General features: G+C 59.1%; 16 protein-coding genes. 5 read left to right on the top strand and 11 right to left on the bottom strand.

The window, feature by feature from the left end; genetic code table 11:
• Positions 1-206 precede the first annotated feature (206 nt).
• On the top strand, positions 207-473 hold the full coding sequence (locus tag ACUXVE_RS06340) for a hypothetical protein (protein WP_445514036.1): 267 nt from the start codon (positions 207-209) through the stop codon (positions 471-473).
• A 118-nt stretch (positions 474-591) separates the two neighbouring features.
• Here ACUXVE_RS06340 and drt2 read toward each other — a convergent pair whose 3' ends face one another.
• On the bottom strand, positions 592-1,848 hold the full coding sequence (gene drt2, locus ACUXVE_RS06335; RefSeq protein WP_445514035.1) for an antiviral reverse transcriptase Drt2: 1,257 nt from the start codon (positions 1,846-1,848) through the stop codon (positions 592-594).
• A 705-nt stretch (positions 1,849-2,553) separates the two neighbouring features.
• Here drt2 and ACUXVE_RS06330 point away from each other — a divergent pair.
• The gene (locus ACUXVE_RS06330; protein WP_414610772.1) at positions 2,554-3,018 is read left to right on the top strand and encodes a hypothetical protein; all 465 of its coding nucleotides are present in this window, start codon (positions 2,554-2,556) and stop codon (positions 3,016-3,018) included.
• Here ACUXVE_RS06330 and ACUXVE_RS06325 read toward each other — a convergent pair.
• Together ACUXVE_RS06325 and ACUXVE_RS06320 are read right to left on the bottom strand one after the other, a co-directional pair.
• Complete coding sequence (locus tag ACUXVE_RS06325) at positions 3,015-3,830, bottom strand: hypothetical protein (protein WP_445514034.1); 816 nt, start codon at positions 3,828-3,830, stop codon at positions 3,015-3,017. The two genes, ACUXVE_RS06330 and ACUXVE_RS06325, sit on opposite strands and share 4 nt — an antisense overlap.
• Positions 3,831-3,911: 81 nt before the next feature.
• Positions 3,912-4,265 carry a helix-turn-helix domain-containing protein gene (locus ACUXVE_RS06320; protein ID WP_180873847.1) on the bottom strand — a complete coding sequence of 118 codons (354 nt, stop codon included), beginning with the start codon at positions 4,263-4,265 and terminating at the stop codon, positions 3,912-3,914.
• A 147-nt stretch (positions 4,266-4,412) separates the two neighbouring features.
• Between ACUXVE_RS06320 and ACUXVE_RS06315 the strand changes: the two genes are divergently transcribed.
• Genes ACUXVE_RS06315 through ACUXVE_RS06305 form a run of 3 tightly spaced genes read left to right on the top strand, consistent with a single transcriptional unit; the run spans position 4,413 to position 6,175 of the window.
• Positions 4,413-5,276, top strand: a complete 864-nt coding sequence (locus ACUXVE_RS06315; protein WP_445514033.1) for a hypothetical protein — start codon at positions 4,413-4,415, stop codon at positions 5,274-5,276.
• A complete protein-coding gene (locus ACUXVE_RS06310; protein ID WP_445514032.1) occupies positions 5,273-5,635 on the top strand; it encodes a hypothetical protein in 363 nt (120 codons plus the stop codon). Before ACUXVE_RS06315 ends, ACUXVE_RS06310 begins: the two co-directional genes overlap by 4 nt.
• 45 nt (positions 5,636-5,680) lie before the next feature.
• Complete coding sequence (locus tag ACUXVE_RS06305; RefSeq protein ID WP_445514031.1) at positions 5,681-6,175, top strand: ABC transporter permease; 495 nt, start codon at positions 5,681-5,683, stop codon at positions 6,173-6,175.
• A 481-nt stretch (positions 6,176-6,656) separates the two neighbouring features.
• On the opposite strand, the gene hxsA is transcribed toward ACUXVE_RS06305, so the two are convergent.
• The 8 genes from hxsA to ACUXVE_RS06265 form a co-directional block, all read right to left on the bottom strand.
• A complete protein-coding gene (gene hxsA / locus ACUXVE_RS06300; protein ID WP_180873841.1) occupies positions 6,657-7,328 on the bottom strand; it encodes a His-Xaa-Ser repeat protein HxsA in 672 nt (223 codons plus the stop codon).
• Positions 7,329-7,330: 2 nt separating this feature from the next.
• Positions 7,331-8,500 (bottom strand): His-Xaa-Ser system radical SAM maturase HxsC, encoded by a 1,170-nt coding sequence (gene hxsC, locus ACUXVE_RS06295; protein ID WP_445514030.1) that lies wholly within the window; start codon positions 8,498-8,500, stop codon positions 7,331-7,333.
• Positions 8,487-9,983 (bottom strand): His-Xaa-Ser system radical SAM maturase HxsB, encoded by a 1,497-nt coding sequence (hxsB, locus tag ACUXVE_RS06290; RefSeq protein ID WP_445514029.1) that lies wholly within the window; start codon positions 9,981-9,983, stop codon positions 8,487-8,489. The genes hxsC and hxsB overlap by 14 nt, the downstream gene beginning before the upstream one ends.
• Positions 9,970-10,275, bottom strand: a complete 306-nt coding sequence (locus tag ACUXVE_RS06285; RefSeq protein ID WP_445514028.1) for a hypothetical protein — start codon at positions 10,273-10,275, stop codon at positions 9,970-9,972. Before ACUXVE_RS06285 ends, hxsB begins: the two co-directional genes overlap by 14 nt.
• Before the next feature lie 970 nt (positions 10,276-11,245).
• Positions 11,246-11,845 carry a hypothetical protein gene (locus ACUXVE_RS06280; RefSeq protein ID WP_445514027.1) on the bottom strand — a complete coding sequence of 200 codons (600 nt, stop codon included), beginning with the start codon at positions 11,843-11,845 and terminating at the stop codon, positions 11,246-11,248.
• A 70-nt stretch (positions 11,846-11,915) separates the two neighbouring features.
• Complete coding sequence (locus tag ACUXVE_RS06275; protein ID WP_445514026.1) at positions 11,916-12,173, bottom strand: hypothetical protein; 258 nt, start codon at positions 12,171-12,173, stop codon at positions 11,916-11,918.
• A gap of 335 nt (positions 12,174-12,508) precedes the next feature.
• Complete coding sequence (locus ACUXVE_RS06270; protein WP_445514025.1) at positions 12,509-12,877, bottom strand: H-NS histone family protein; 369 nt, start codon at positions 12,875-12,877, stop codon at positions 12,509-12,511.
• 121 nt (positions 12,878-12,998) lie between these two features.
• Positions 12,999-14,399: a site-specific integrase gene (locus ACUXVE_RS06265; protein WP_445514024.1), complete on the bottom strand. Its 1,401-nt coding sequence runs from the start codon at positions 14,397-14,399 to the stop codon at positions 12,999-13,001.
• Between the last annotated feature and the right edge of the window lie 248 nt (positions 14,400-14,647).

Genomic DNA, 14,647 nt, shown 5'->3' with positions numbered 1-14,647 from the left:
TGATACGGGACATAAAAGGACCTCCAAGTGCGATCAAAGTATCGCTTCTTGGCGTCCGCTCACGGGGAGCCAGATCAGTTGTTCCCGAGCACCGGGCGGCTAGGAGCAACAAGCACGGGGTGCGTTACAGGTGGTCGTCGGTCATACGCTGCGGTGGGGCGGAGCGCTTCCAAAGCGAAGTCCTTGCCGAGCGTTTGGAGGATGTCGTGAACGTCTTGAAAAAGCTTGGCCTTGCCGGGTTGGAGCGGGAACTGCCTTGGGCATTCACGGAGGACGGATGCATCAGAGGATTAGCGGGCTTCCACACCGATCTTCTGGCGATGCCTCTTTCCACTAAAGAAGCGCTACGGCGACCTTGGCTCAGCGTGGAAGATCGCACTCCATTCCATGAACTGGCTGTCCAGTCATTGTCCAATGGCCTGGCAGCGGTTCAGATGTCCGCAGAACGGCAGAATGTAAAGGCGGGCCCGTAAGTACAGCGAGGTGAGCAGGAGCGAATTCCCGGCTAATGTCTATCGAGGCAGCTTTTCGGTTTACGGGCCTCACTTAGGCCGCCGTCGTAAGGTAACACGCCATACAGAGACGGCTGCTCTAGCTTTTGAGAAGCTTCCTGAAACGTCGGCGATGCCCCTTGAGTTGGCGTAGCACGACCGCCGAGCCTGACTTCTTGGAGGCACTTCGAACATAGCTCATGAATGATCGCACTGTTGCAGGTGCGTGCTCCGTGTAAGCACGTAGCAGCCGCCTCCTCCTGACCTGGAGCAAGGAGCGTCCCTTGATTAGGCGAGGTGAAAGCTTGTGGGACAAGATGCCACGGCGCATTTTTGAGTAGTGCCGCGCAATTCCCGAAGGGCGCAGTAGGATGCGATCGCCATCATAAGTGAGACCTAGGTACTGAAGGGGCTTATCAGCCGCCGGCGAAAACTTTCGCATCTGGGTCTTACTAATCTGCATCACAAGTCCGATGCGTTGAAGCTCTGCCGCAACCAACGCCTCAAGGTCCGTCGACCATTTGGCATCTGCGACTATTAGGATGTCGTCACAGTACCGCCGATAGTAGCCCCCCCTATTCTCGACTTCAGTTGCGATCCGAACGTCAAATTCAAACATATACAGGTTTGATAGAAGTGCACTGATCGGCGAACCTTGCGGAATTCCTCTTCCGACGCCATTGACATCAATCAGTCCTCCACCTCGGACAATCTTGCGGAAATCTGACGGGGAGCACATTCGGTCCATCTTTTTTAGCGCGGACCTAGTAATGTGGAGTGCTCGACGAGCGGCGATCAACTCCACAGAAGAATGTCGTGTGATAGACCTGTAGACTGAGAAGTGATCCGCAGGAAGCGTTTCTGTGTCGAGTAGTGACGCCCAAGCACGCTTGAGTTCAGCATGGTCGATGCTTCCGAAGAAGTCTTTGACGTCAAAGCCCATCGCCACGCACGGGGAATTGGATGCGATCCAAGTGAATGCTTCTGTTGCAAAATCCGTGTTCGACTTCGACAACGAGCGGAACGCGATGACCGATGCGCCTAGGCCTGCCATGGCCAACCGAGTTTCGTACCTTTGCGAGAGTAGATGGCTGTAGTAGGCGTATATCGCAGCATCAGCGTGCGCTGCGTATCGGATTTCACGAGTCTTGAGCCGCCTCAAAAATTGGCCTTTGCCGGTACGTTTAATCTTCGGACGGACAATGTCGTGCCGAATGAACGGATAGAACGGATGTGCTGCCACGCGAGCCGCATCGAGCACGAGTGCCCTGACCGCTGATCTCGACAGCGGGAGATCAAAATGCACATACCTGCGCTGACGCTGTGCGGCCTGCAAAGCGGTCTTTGGTATCTTCATGGTCCCCATTAAATCTCAGCGTCTACAGGGCGGGGCTGGCCGCGGCAACCATTGCCCCCCCTGCCACTACTACACAGACCTCTTAGAAGAGGCCCAAGCCGCCAAAGTAAACAATCTGACGGTGCCGCTTACATCTAAGCTTGATGTATCGCCTTGCTACGGAGGAACTTCTGATGACAATCGCTGCACAACTGACAACGGCCGTCTTGGTCGCCCTGATCCGATGGATTGCTGACGCGTGTTGCGCCGGCTCTCCAGGCGTGATAAGTACTGCCCCCGTCAGCGAAATATGACGGGCGCCACATTTTTAGCACAAAGGGTTTCGCTGGGGAAGCCTTGAGGTGGGCGGCTTTTACAAAGTCGCAATGTCCGCCCGGCCCACGGATAAGAACGATGGTGCTCCCCACAAGATATTTTTGGCTCCAGTCCAACGGTGGAAGGGATAAGTGGCTCAGGGCTCGACCGAGGGGCATCAGTTGAGCGGCTAGTGGTCGTGGAGCAAATTTTCAAGCCGCAACGCCAGAGAGACTTTTCCCAGCATGAGTCGCGCTCAAGTATTGGGAATTCCGTTTGCTTTGTCCTAGCCTTGCTTGGCCGTTGTCGGGACCACTGTTTCGATAACTCCCGCAAGCCGCAAGGGATCCTTCAGAGCCGTTTCGCCACCATGGCGGCGTTCCAACCGGGAACGTCTTTGGTTGAGCGTCGATGAGCAAAGAGACGGACAATGATGTGAGCGCTGAAGGCCATCGTAGCGCCAGGGATCCGCGTTGGAGTCTGCCAATTCAGTGTGAAGAGGAAACCCGGGCTGTCATGGAGGAGATGGACAATCTCATCAGCAGGCTGCCCTTGGGACTCCAAGTGCGCGCTCGAGCCTTGCCGTTTCCGCAGTTCCACCACGCGTGCTCCCATGGCGATATCGAGATGGTTGCAGCGATGCTGGAAGTCGGGGCAGAGCCGGACGGCTACCCCTACACGTACGACGAGATGGACCAGCCTCCTCTGGTGTGGCTTGCATGGGCAAGCGATCTAAATAGCAAAACTAAGCAGGAAGTGGCCCTGATGCTTCTCAAGGCCGGTGCGTGCATTGAGGAGGGCGAGCCTCGGTTCGAAGCACTGGCCTGTCAAGACGAGGAATTCGCCGATTTTCTGGAATCGTATTCCTCTGTCTAGGGGCTGGGGTGAGGGCCAAGGAGAGGTAGCTCAGGCGCCTCCGCTTCGGCCTGCAAGGGGCAACTGCGGCGAACATAGCGTGGACCGTCGGGCGTGATCCTCCCCAAGATCACGATGTCATCGTTGATGCGGTGAAACCGATCACTCGGATGTACGGCGCACGAAGCATCGCTATAAAGGTCGAGCGCAAATGCGGTGTGGCGAGCTACGGATCTCATCCAGGACGGCGCTACTGGTGAGTCTCCTATCGCGAACGCAGCTACGATGGACACCACTGCTGCGGCAAAAATGCGTGAGCAGAGCATCAAGTAGTCAAAGTCGCTCCTCTTCGTTTTCCCCCAAGGAGACGTTCCTGCAGCCCAAATGATAATGCCTATGGCTGAAAGACCGCTTGAAACCGTAATTGCGAAGGCGATGATCGGCACGAAGGCGAAAGGCACAAGCAGCGCTACTGCGGTTGGAAAATGAGAGGGATCCTGTCCGGTGCCATCGTTGACTGCCAGGCGGCTGATCCCTGTTGCGGCAGCAAGCGCCATAACGCTCATCGCTGTGACAGCCAACTTGACCAGTGGCAGCTGGCGCTTCGGATAGAGCCAGAGGAATGCTTCGCGTAGGAACCCAACTGCAAAGAAGAAGCTGGCTGCGTAAGTGATGACGTCGGTGGCCAAAGCCTTCGGAGCAAAGCGGAACAGAAGAAGGGCGATGCCCATGAGGGCCGCCCCACTGAAGTAAGCCCTAACGGTCAGCGGTTGGATGAGCCACCACTGTTTGAACCGTTGAAAGCGATCGCTGATCGCCGCTGAAAACAACATCCCGTATTCCCCCGTGTCCATACCGGGCGGATTATCACCTGTTGTGGTCGCAATCGCTGAGACCGGCTCGCTGAAAGGAGCCTATGGAGGTTCGAAGTCCGCCAAGAGTCGGTCAATGGCTTGCTTCCGCTTGCCCGGTGGGAGCGCGGCGAGCCCTTCCAGGGCTTGAGAAAGCTTGGCCTGTTGAGCCTCGCTTTGAACACCCAGCGCCAAGATGACGTCTGCCATCGCCGGCGTCGTCGCCAGCAAGTAAGCCGGCGGCACGTCCAGTGCCTGCGCGAGCTCAAACAGTGCTTCGAGGCTGATAGACATCGCCCCCGACTCGTAGCGGGAGATTCGTGCCGACGCCGTGTCTTTGTCCAGCCCCATTCGCATCCCCACTTCCCGTTGGCTCAGGCCCCGCCATTCGCGGGCTTGACGCAAGCGCGCGGCCACGATCGCTCGCGGAGTTGTCGGCGTAGTCACAGGCTGAACGGATGCAGTGCAGGCATGCACCGATGATGACCGAACCCCTACGCCCCGGGTAGACTCTACGTGTCACGTAAGTCCGTGGCAAGTCCATCCAAAGGAACGAGGGGCTGTATGAAGAACGGGGCAGTTCTCGCCGGCGCGCTCGCGCTGGCCGTATCGACGGGTGCCAGCGCCCAATCCACGACCGCTTCAGGCCTGCTTCGGCAGATCGGTGGGGCCATTTCTGGGAAGTCCGGCTCGCAGGCCAAGGTGTCCCACCCCCTATACGCCGAACCTGCAGGGATGTACTGGGACCTGGACGAGGACATCCTTGAGGGTGCTCAGCACCTGCGCGAAGGGCTGTCCTCCACGGGAGTACAAGGGACCGACATGTGCGACATGGGCCTGCTGGCGATGGCCCATTCCGCCTACCAATTGAGGCCTGACAAACGGCAGTGGTGCTTGCGGCAGGCTTGGGTGGCCGCAAAGAGGACGACGGGTAGCAAAGAGGCGGAGCCCTCTGCGGCGGTGATCGAGCAGCGCTTCGGGCCTGCTTTCGACGCCCGGCTGGAGCGGTTCAAAGGGATTCGGCGGTATGCCGTCCGCCCGAACTTCAAAGCGCTGGGTGGGGTCAGTTACAACCCGGATCGGGGCGTCATGGAAGTGTTCGTGCCGATGCCGCAGATCTCGGTTGCTGGCTTGAGTGTCACCGGAAAGAACTTCGTCCCCTGGATCCATAAGACGCCCACCGGCGTGTCCAGCCCGCCGAACGCGGGGCGCTACCGGTTGCTGATCCGGATGGACCCCGCCGAAGCCGCCAACCTCGCGCGGCAAGGCCGCTCGTTCCAAGACGATCGCGTGGTCTTCTCGGTCAATCGGGTTTGGATCGACGCCACGGAACCCAAGATGGACGTGACCGTCGAGAAGGTGAGCCTGGGCTATCGGAACGAAACGATCAAAGTGGACGTCACCAAGAACCAAGGAGAAGGTGCATGAAGCGTGGAATGGTGGTCGCCGCGGTAGCAGCTGTTGCCTTGATCGCTTGCGGTAAGGCGGAACAGGGACCGTCGGTGGAGCAGGTTGCAAAGGGTTACGAGCAGTATTTGAACGCGAACTTGGTGGCCGAGCTGGGACAGCGGGTGGAAGTGCGTGGCTGGGACGACTTGAACGCCGATTGCAATCAGAGCGGGCCCGAGCGAACGACATGCGTCACGGGCGGCACCCTCGATGTGATTGGTTTCCAAGGTGGTCGCCAGCTGAAGGAGGCTCCTGCGCCCGTGCCAGCCCGGGCAGACTTGGTGTTTGAAAAGCGGGCAGGGCAGTGGGTGCTCATCGACGCACAAAAGAAGCCCTGATCGGTCCTTGTAACCCGCCCTCGTTTTCGCTCATCTGGAGGTTCCATGAATGCCCATGCCCACTCTCACTCGACCGCATCCCATATGCAGTGGGGCCTGCTCGCACCCGCAACGGTCCTCCTGGGCGGTGCTGGCCTGCTCGCCTTCGCAGGCGGCGCAGAAATTTCTGTGGAGCTGGGGCTTGCCTGGCAGGCTGTGGCGGCGTTCTCGGCTGGTGTTGGCGTGCTGGCGCTCCTCCTGCTGCTTTACATGCTGAACTGGCGAGCGGCGCGCGTTCGGGCAGCCAAGGCGGCCAATCCCTTTCTGGAACCGAGGCGCGGGGGCTTTTGGAAGGGAGCATTGATGGGCACGCTGGTCGTGGTGGCCGTGCAGATCGGAAGCATCGGGGTGGGAATCTTCTACCCTGGCCTGATCGAGTCGGAACGCAACTTCTTCGTGTCCGTCCCGCCGCTGGCGTTGACCGCCCTCTACACCGTCTTCCCGATTGCGCCACTGGTGGGCGGGTTGATCGGGCGCGTGTGGCGCGCCACCAGCCTGTAGGGTGGGCCGGGGGCTTCTGACAGACGTCAAAGGGGGCAAATGCCCCCTTTCAGCGGTTCGCGAAAGACGCCGGCGACAATGGCCGCCTACGTCCCTCGATGCTCGATCAGGGCCATCCGGTAGTTCTCGCAAGCGTCCCTCAAGCCTGATTGGGCCGCTGCGATCAACGCATCGGTGCTCATTGCGGAAGCTTCGTTCCGTTCGACGATCAAAATCGGAAGGGCATCGATGGCCTGTTGCCAGTCGTGCTCCGAGCCTCTGTGCTGCTTGTTGTTGCAATTGTGGTCCATCGTCTCTGCTCCCCTTAAAGATGGAAGCATCTAACCATGTGCGCAAAGCTGCGCAAGGTGCACATAGGAGCGGTTCTGCAGATGTGTCGAGCCGTTTGCGATTCGGTCCTTAAATGCCACGGGTGTCTCACTCTTCTGGAGGCCGGTCGCTTTTTGGCCTCCCGGAGCCGCGGGATCGAGGGTGTTGAGGGCTAGATCCGCACGCCAAGCGCGTCCAGGGTGGGAGTCGTCATCGTTCCGGTGGCCCGGATGCCGTGGGCCAATTGGAACATCCGCAGCGCCGATTGGGTCTCAGGAGTGAGGACCCCGTCGATGGCACCTGGATCGTAGCCCTTGGAATAGAGCGCTGCCTGGACGCGCATGATGAGTAGCTTCAGCGCATCGGCGTCCCGTCCCTCCGTGACCGGCTTGTCGTAGGTGCCGGGCTCCAAGGTCAAGTTGTTCGTGGATCTTGAGTTTGCTCGGGTGGCTGGATCCAGATTCTGGGTTGGGTAGCTATTCAAATGGTTGCCGACACTGCCGCCTGTGCCTGTGGTTCGTGGAGCTGCTGGGGCCACCGGTGCCGCTGGCGTGGTGTAGCGGGTGGGCGGTGGGGTATAGGTCGCCGGTGGCGGGGTGTAGGAGCGATACGAGCTTCCCGACCCGGACGAATGGGATCGATGGGAACTGTGTGATCGATGGGAGCTGTGGCTGCGGTGCCCTGCATACAGGTTGTGCCGGCCTGCATTCAACGAGGTGCTCAGGACGGTCGCGTATTTCCCGTCCAACTCGGAGAGTCTGGAAAGGTCGGACTGGCCCTTGGGCGGCTCCGTGCCCAAGGTTCCCAAGGTGGCGGCGCCGACGATCATCAGTGCGTTGGACATGATCAGGTTTCCAGGACGGGAGAGATGGACCGGCTGGTCCAAGCCGGTGTGACCCACGAGAAAAAGCCGCCGCACCGCTGCCGAACCGAGCAGCCGTCACAGGCGGGCAGGTAGTCGTTCTTCCAAGGCGAAATGCTCTGCACGGCGTAGGGCCAAAGCGATCGGTCCAAGGCGCACAAGGGCAGGTTGTAGAGCGAGACCGGGATTCCGCCCTCGGCCAGCAGCCCCACCGCTTCGGACAGGATGTCACCGTAGTCCGCTGGATCGGCCCAAAGCTCACGCTGATGCGCTTTGGCAAAGCCGATGGGCTCGATGCCCATCAGTGCAACATGTTCGACGAAGGGCAGGTTGCGCCAGATGTAGCGGGCCAGCTGTGCCAGCCGCTCGACCGTGGGCTTGACCAACACGACCCGTATCTCCACCCGTTGCTGGGAGGCTTCCAATGCGTAAAGCCCACGAAGGGTCTGAGCGAACGCACCCTCGCTTTGCACCACATAGTCGTGCAGGGCATAGCGGTCCCCGTAGAGTGGAATGCCCCAGCTCAAGTTGGGATGGAGCCCTGCAAATTTGGCATGCAGGCCAGTCTCACGCAGGCGACCATTGGACAAGATGTGGAGGTGGGTGTTGGGCAGCACGTGCGCGCATTTGGCCACCACGTCGACCAACCCGTCACCCAGCAGGGTCGGTTCCCCTCCGCTGATCGCCAGCGAAGGTTCCTCCGGATCGATGAGGTCGATCAGGTCCAGGAGGTGCCTCACCCGCCAATCGTCTTGAACGTCTCGGGGCGGCTGAGAGCACATCAGGCAGTAACTGTTGCAGCGCTCGGTGGCGAACAACACATTGCCGGTGTCTCCGCGCCGATATCGGATCGCCACTTTCTTCTGCAGGGGATTGAGCTCCACCACGTCCCCTGGTTTGCAAACATCTGGCGGACCTTCCAGGCGAACGAGAGGAGCCTCACCGGCAGAGCGCAACCCTCCTGAAGGCAAGACGGCACCCCAAGGCAGGTTTAGCAGCTCATTGCTGGCGTGCTCCGCTGGGACGCCCCGCAGGTCCAGGGCCAAGCGCTCGAAAGGAAGCGGTGATTGGGCAAACTCTGCCAGCGACACGACCTTGAGCAGGCTGGCCTTCGCCGACGGCGCCAGCTCGGCTCTGGTTTCAAGCGGCAGCATGGACGGGGTCCTCCACCGACGGCTTCGGATTGGCCCAGGAGCGCATCAACCCTTGGACGTTCCGATCAGCCTTCTCGTAGCGCTGCAGTAGGAAATCAAAGAGCCCCATGTTCCGTCGGCAGAAGTCGCTGCTGGGCCGATGGCCGATCGGATCCCCTTGGCGGGCGTAGTGCTCGATCGGATCGGCGCCGCACATCGGCACAAACGCGCAGTCGGAGCACGTGGGTAGGGCCTCGGCGACCCCGGCGTCCAGCAAGCGGCCCATGGCGGGCGAGGACAGCCATTGGCTGACCGGTTGGCTGACGTGGCCCAAGGCAAAGGCATCGTCCCCCATGGCGGCCAGCATGCGTGCCTCGTCCGACGGATAGACCCGCCCGTCATGGTCGTAGATGATGGCGCCCAACCCGGCTCCGGAGGGCGATCGGAGATCGACGTAGCCGTGCCCGAAGGACGTGAAGAGCTGGGAGAGGAGGAGAGACGCGTAGGACTCTTCCATGGCGTAGCCGGCCAGGTTCACCGACAGCAAGTGGTCGAATGCGCGTCGGTAGAAGGCCAGGAAGTCCTCCGTGGGGTAGCCGGTGCGGCGGGCCGTCTTGGTGGCGAACCCGTAGGGGCTTAATGGTCGCAAGGAGATGCTGTGGAAACCCAGCTTCCGATATTCGTCGATGATGGCCTCAGGAACCTCGAGGCTCTGGCGGGTCAGCGTCGTCAGCGCCGAGACGCCATCGTCTCCCAGCCAACGGCGTCCGCGTTCAATCCCCTCCACAGTCCGCCGGTAGCTGTCGCGGCCGGGCCGGGGGCGGTTGGCGTTGTGGAGCCATTCGGGACCGTCCAGCGAGGTGGAGAGCTTGAAGCGGTGTTCGGCCAGAAACGCCAGTTGGTCGTTGGTGAGGTCATGCAGCGTCGACGCCAGGACGAAGCGCAGGGTTCGCCCAGCGGACCGGTTGCGTTCGACGATCAGCCGGGTGATGACCTTCACTTGCTCAAAGTTGAGCAGGGGTTCACCCCCTTGGAATTCGATCGTCAGTTCTTGGCTTGGCCATTCGAACAGCCGTTCCACCGCCTGTTCGGCGTGTGTACCTTCCATGTCGAACGCAGTGGCGCTCGTCTCCTGCCGGGACACCTGGCAGTAGTTGCATGTGTGGTGGCAGCGCAGCGACACCACGAAGATGTGGAGAGCAGGGCCTCCCATCAGGTAGGACTTTCGGCTGCGGATCTGACTAAGCAAGGGGGCCAAGCTGCTTCGATCGGTCCCGGCAACGGCCAAATGCCGGGCTTCCAAATCCGCAAAAAGGGCGGACTCGGTCGGAAGCTGGTGTGTCACCAGGCGCTCAACGTCCTCCATCTTCATCAAGAGCCAGTCGCCGGCCATCGACGAGACGAAAGCCCGATCGTGATGCCAGGGCAGGCGCCGGAACCGTAGAGGCAACAGTTGGTAGTCCGATGGGGCGGCGAAAGCCTCAGCGGACCTAAACCTCGACACGGGAAACCACCGGCTCTGCTTGGTTTAGCGCTGCGCGAATCAGCTCCTGCTGCAGCCCGTTGGTCTCTAATCGCACGGCCGCGCGCAGGCGTTCGTCCAGCAAGTCTCGGGAAAAGCGGGCCCAGAGGTCGTCTGGCAGGTTGGAGCCGTCCAGAGACCAAAAGCTAACGGTGAGGTTGGCGCCTTTGTTGCGCACCTCCACACCAAACTCGCCGGTATGGCGATGCACGGCCCGAGCCGCGACGTCATCTGAATACAGTGCGCGATCGATAATGAATTGCGAGCGTTCCATTGCTCATCCCCCCTGGATGAGTGAACTTTGCTCCTGAGCAGGCTCTGTTGCAAGTCACCAGAAGCCGAAGCTCTCCTCCGACTCAATTCCTTCCTTGAATGGGGTCCCGCAGGTTGCGCAGCACGCAAAGGGGGACTGCTGTCAGTCACGGATTGAGATGCACGCAGCGAAGCACCGGACCTAACAGAAGGCTCCTTGGGATCTGTCGCTGCACGTCGACCATTTTCCATTGTTCATCCTTATTTGGGAGCGACAACATCCGCGCTCACCTTGGCAGTCAAGGCGCAGGGCGCCTGCTGCACGGCAATGGTGAATACATATTCGTCTCTCCCTGCGTGGGCGTACGCTCCGGCTAGTGTCATACTCCATGCCGTTGAAAGCTCTCACTGATTCGGGTGGCTATCGATGGCGCATCGTGCGAATTCTCCCCGCAGGGTGAGTGGCTCATCTCTTGGCAAGAGTGAGCGCGCGCTTGTTTTGTCGCCAAGAGTCGGCGCCACGGAGAAAGGCTGGCAGGGATGGATAGGGTGCCCAAGGTCGATAATCGGGATCGGTTAATTAGCGTTTCGCCGCGGACACGGAAGAGTACATCGTGCTGATATTGGTATTCTTTATGCTGGCTGGCAACGCTAGGTAATTTGAAAAATAACCGATATCGGCGCTGGGAGCTAAATGGAATCAGCAGCGCTTTCCTCCGCCACATACTTGCAAGGTGCCTCAGTTGAAGAAGAAGCTGACCGAGGATGACTGAGCATAGGTGCCCGTTTTCTGGTGAGAAAGGGAGGTCCACAAGCGTAGCCGAGACACCATTGACTCATTACATCGCTGCAAGCGCAAAAATTACGGGCGCCAACACGCCCCGGTACTGCTGTACTTCAATCACCTGCAAGTTCGATGCTCGTGCCGTTTGAAGCTCGGCGTAGTAGGGGGGGGGCTACAGATGCATGCCTCTACTTCTTTCGAGCAACCACTAAAGCCAATGGCCGACCCTGCGCATTCCATTTTCAAGCACATCTGTGAAGCTATACATTTCGGCTCCATCGGCATATTTAATGTTCTGCTTCCACCAAGTGAGGCGAGACGTGAGGGCGGGGTCGCTTGCAAAATGGTCGAGGCCGGCAATCAACGTAAACTGGTAAATTGGTGGTCTTGCGACCCCTCTTAGCAATTGGGATACCAATGGGTTCGTCATTGCCTCGTGCTGTCCGAATGCGCACCAATCGACAATCTGGCTAAAGCCCTCAAGAAAAGCCGCTCCTATATAGGGGGTGGTTCGCTTCTTCTTGATCTCAAAAAGCGTATCGGAAAGGGCGGCCTCGAACTCGATGAAAACGATTGTTGGTGCAGCGTGAGCATCGACAGCGGCCCAGGCGAAATCGGCCCTAAACCCTCCGAGAGGGATCTCGCGGCCCACGCTCGTGGGGACTACGCCCTTAGTTGCATAAGCGAGCAACGCAACGTGCTCGGCACTCTGTGCGAACCAGTGCAGAAGAGTAGTCTCATCCACCCCTTTTCCAGAGCCGATACCTGCATCAAGAACCGCCTTGAACTTCTGCAGTTCTGCCCGCATCCACTTCCCAGTCAACGTTGATGACGTGACTGAGTGAAACATTCCCTGTTTAAGCATAAGTGCCTCAGTATTATCGGCGAAGAATGCGCGCCTCTCTTGCCGTCGCCACCGATACCACTATGACGTTGGCCCCATCCTGAGTTACTTCGTAAATAATTCTAAAATGGCCTGTATCAAGCGCCCGCCTCTTGCTTTCACCCGTGGTGTGAGCTTGTGTAAGGCTCGTATTTTTCAACATTTCGGCCACTTTTTGACGATCGGGCTCGGGCATTCGCATCCACGCAAGCTCCGTCGAAGGCTCCACTGCAACTATGTCATTGATCTTCATAAGCACTCCGCTTTCAGTGACAGTCTATACCCTGGCGAGAAGGAGTCAAACATGAACATATCCTGCTGAGCGCGGCACTTGTACCTAAACTCAAGGTGGCCTCTCGAGTGAGAGAGGAGGCGTTTGTACGGCTAACTATCATATCTCTTGTTGTGTGCGCCACAATGGGTCAGGCCGCACGCACTTACATGAAGATTCTGTGTCCGTGAGAGAGGTCGCGACAAGCCGATGGCCCACGAGTGCGCACGGACCGGGTTATCGAAGATAGTCTTTGCTCGGCCAACGTTCAGCGCACCGACGCCGGTCGCCTCTTCGTCAGGCCAACGAATTCACATTCATTTGATCAAGAACTCGTCCGCTGACTTGCCTTTTACAACCAGCGCAGCCAGCCACCTTGGTTGGCGGCCACGGCCGGACCACGTTTCGCTGGGGTTGGCCGGATTGCGGTACTTAGGGGCGACCTTGCCGCCGGCGGACTTCGCGGGTTTGCGGCCGGTGCGCTTCTTGGAGGTCTCGGAAGAGGCCGTTGAAACCGCTCCGTAAAGCTCATCTATCGTGTAACCATGATCTTTGACGTATTTGTTGATCTTGGCTCGCATGGCAGCAGCTTTGGGCCGAGTCAGCACTTTGGTTTGCTGCTTTTCTGCCTGAGTGATCAGGGCTTTGAGTTCTTTGGCCGACAGGCCGCTGACATCAATGGTCATCTGTGTGGTCCAAGCGTAGAGGGCTTTAGCGTAATTCCAAATGGAATTCGATGCGAACGCGCCCTGATCAGCCTAGGCCCCCTCCAGAACTTGCCTGGGGCCTGGGCAACAGCTGCTGGTATCACGGATGGAACTTGCTTGGGTCCTTCAACTGCTCGGCAAATTGCCCGCGCTCGTAGCGCGGCAGTTCCACGTTGGGCTGATACAACTCCAGGGCGCTGATCTGTTTGCTCCGGGTCACCTGTGGTTTCTTGTGGAGGTAGTGCTTGCGCAACACCTGAACCCGATCTCGGGGATCGGTGCTGTGGCCGGTAACAAGCGCAATTTCCTTCTCTGGAACATCGTTGACATCCAATTCGGTTGCTAGGGTGTGGCGGAAGGCATGGAACCCAATACCTTTGGCGAACCCAAGGCTCTTCAAGTAGCGGCCGAAATCCACCACGAATTGCTGGCTGTAACGGGCGTTGGTCTCTCCGGTCTTCCGGTTCACGCCGGCAGAGAGAAAGGGGAACAGCCGCGGGTGGCCAGTGGTCTTCATGTCTTCGACGAACTCGAGAAAGCCAGCGTCCAGCAAGGGCTTGGCGATGGGGACAATGCGCATGCACCCGGCTCCTTTCATGCTCTGACGGCTTCGGCGCTGGCGCTTCGGATCTGCAGCGAGGTCTTCATCGACGGTCTTCTGGAAGGCGATGCACCAAATCCCGCGTTCCTGGAGGATGTCGGTCAGCTTCAGCTGGCATACTTCGTTGACGCGAGCGCCCGTGTAGAGGCCAATCATCGGTGCCCACCAGTGCTGCGGCTTTCTCGCCCAAGGGATGAAGGTGGCCGGGTCGAAGATGGCCTGCAGGTCTCCGTCCTCGAACAGGCGGATGGCCTTGTCGGGATCGATGGCGTGATCTTCTTTTGGTTTGCGGAAGGCCTTCATGGGCGAGGACGCGATGGCTTGCCCGTTGACCAGGTGGTTGAAGAAAGCAACCAGGAAGCGGCGGTGGCGCTCTTCGGTGGCCGGAGCCAAGGGCGGTACGTCCTGCTCCTTCCCCAAAGTGATCGCGTCATCGAAGCTGAGGCGTTTCAGCAAGGGATCCGACAACAGGTTTTTCGGAGCCCAGCGCAGCAGCTGCCACAATGCTTGGATATGCTTGTAATCCACGCGGCAGGCCGAAATGTTGCCGCAGGTCAGCAGGAGGAGCTTGAGGGTGCGCTCCGTGGCCAGCACTGTCTTGGGATCCAGCTGCCGGCGGCGCATGTCCGCGAGGTGATCATCGATCTCTTTGGCCAGGGGACGCGCCGGTGTGCCCATGGGCAGCTGTTGGGGATACCGGGTTCCGTTCTTCAGCGCGCTCTTGCGGCCGATTTCGTCCAGCGCTGTCAGGATGCACTCCTGAAGATTGATTGCAGCTTCGCGACCTTGAATCGTAGCTCGTTCAATCCGGAAACGACCAATGTGGATGCCCTCCAGATGAAGGGTGCCAAAGGGTGCGGCAATGTAATCGGCGAGTGCTGCGGAGGGTAGAGCGGTCATTGGTTCACTTCCATCTGGGGGATGGAAGTACGGATAAAACAGGCCGCAAATTCGTCAACCGGGTTGATACAAAAATTTTCGCCCGGCTCAACATCCCTAGACGTTGCTCCGGCTGCGAGGGTGCCCTCACCATCCCGCTAAATCAGTTATCTCCTTGAAGTCCTTTAAAACAAGGTGTTTCGAGCGATTTTCAAGCAATCAATAGCAGTCAATTGCGTACTGTTTGCAAGGAATTAGCTAACAATCGC

It is taken from the genome of Stenotrophomonas sp. 3(2025), from assembly GCF_052665395.1.
Note: the sequence above shows the minus strand (reverse complement) of the source record. Positions and strands in the feature narration are given on the sequence as shown.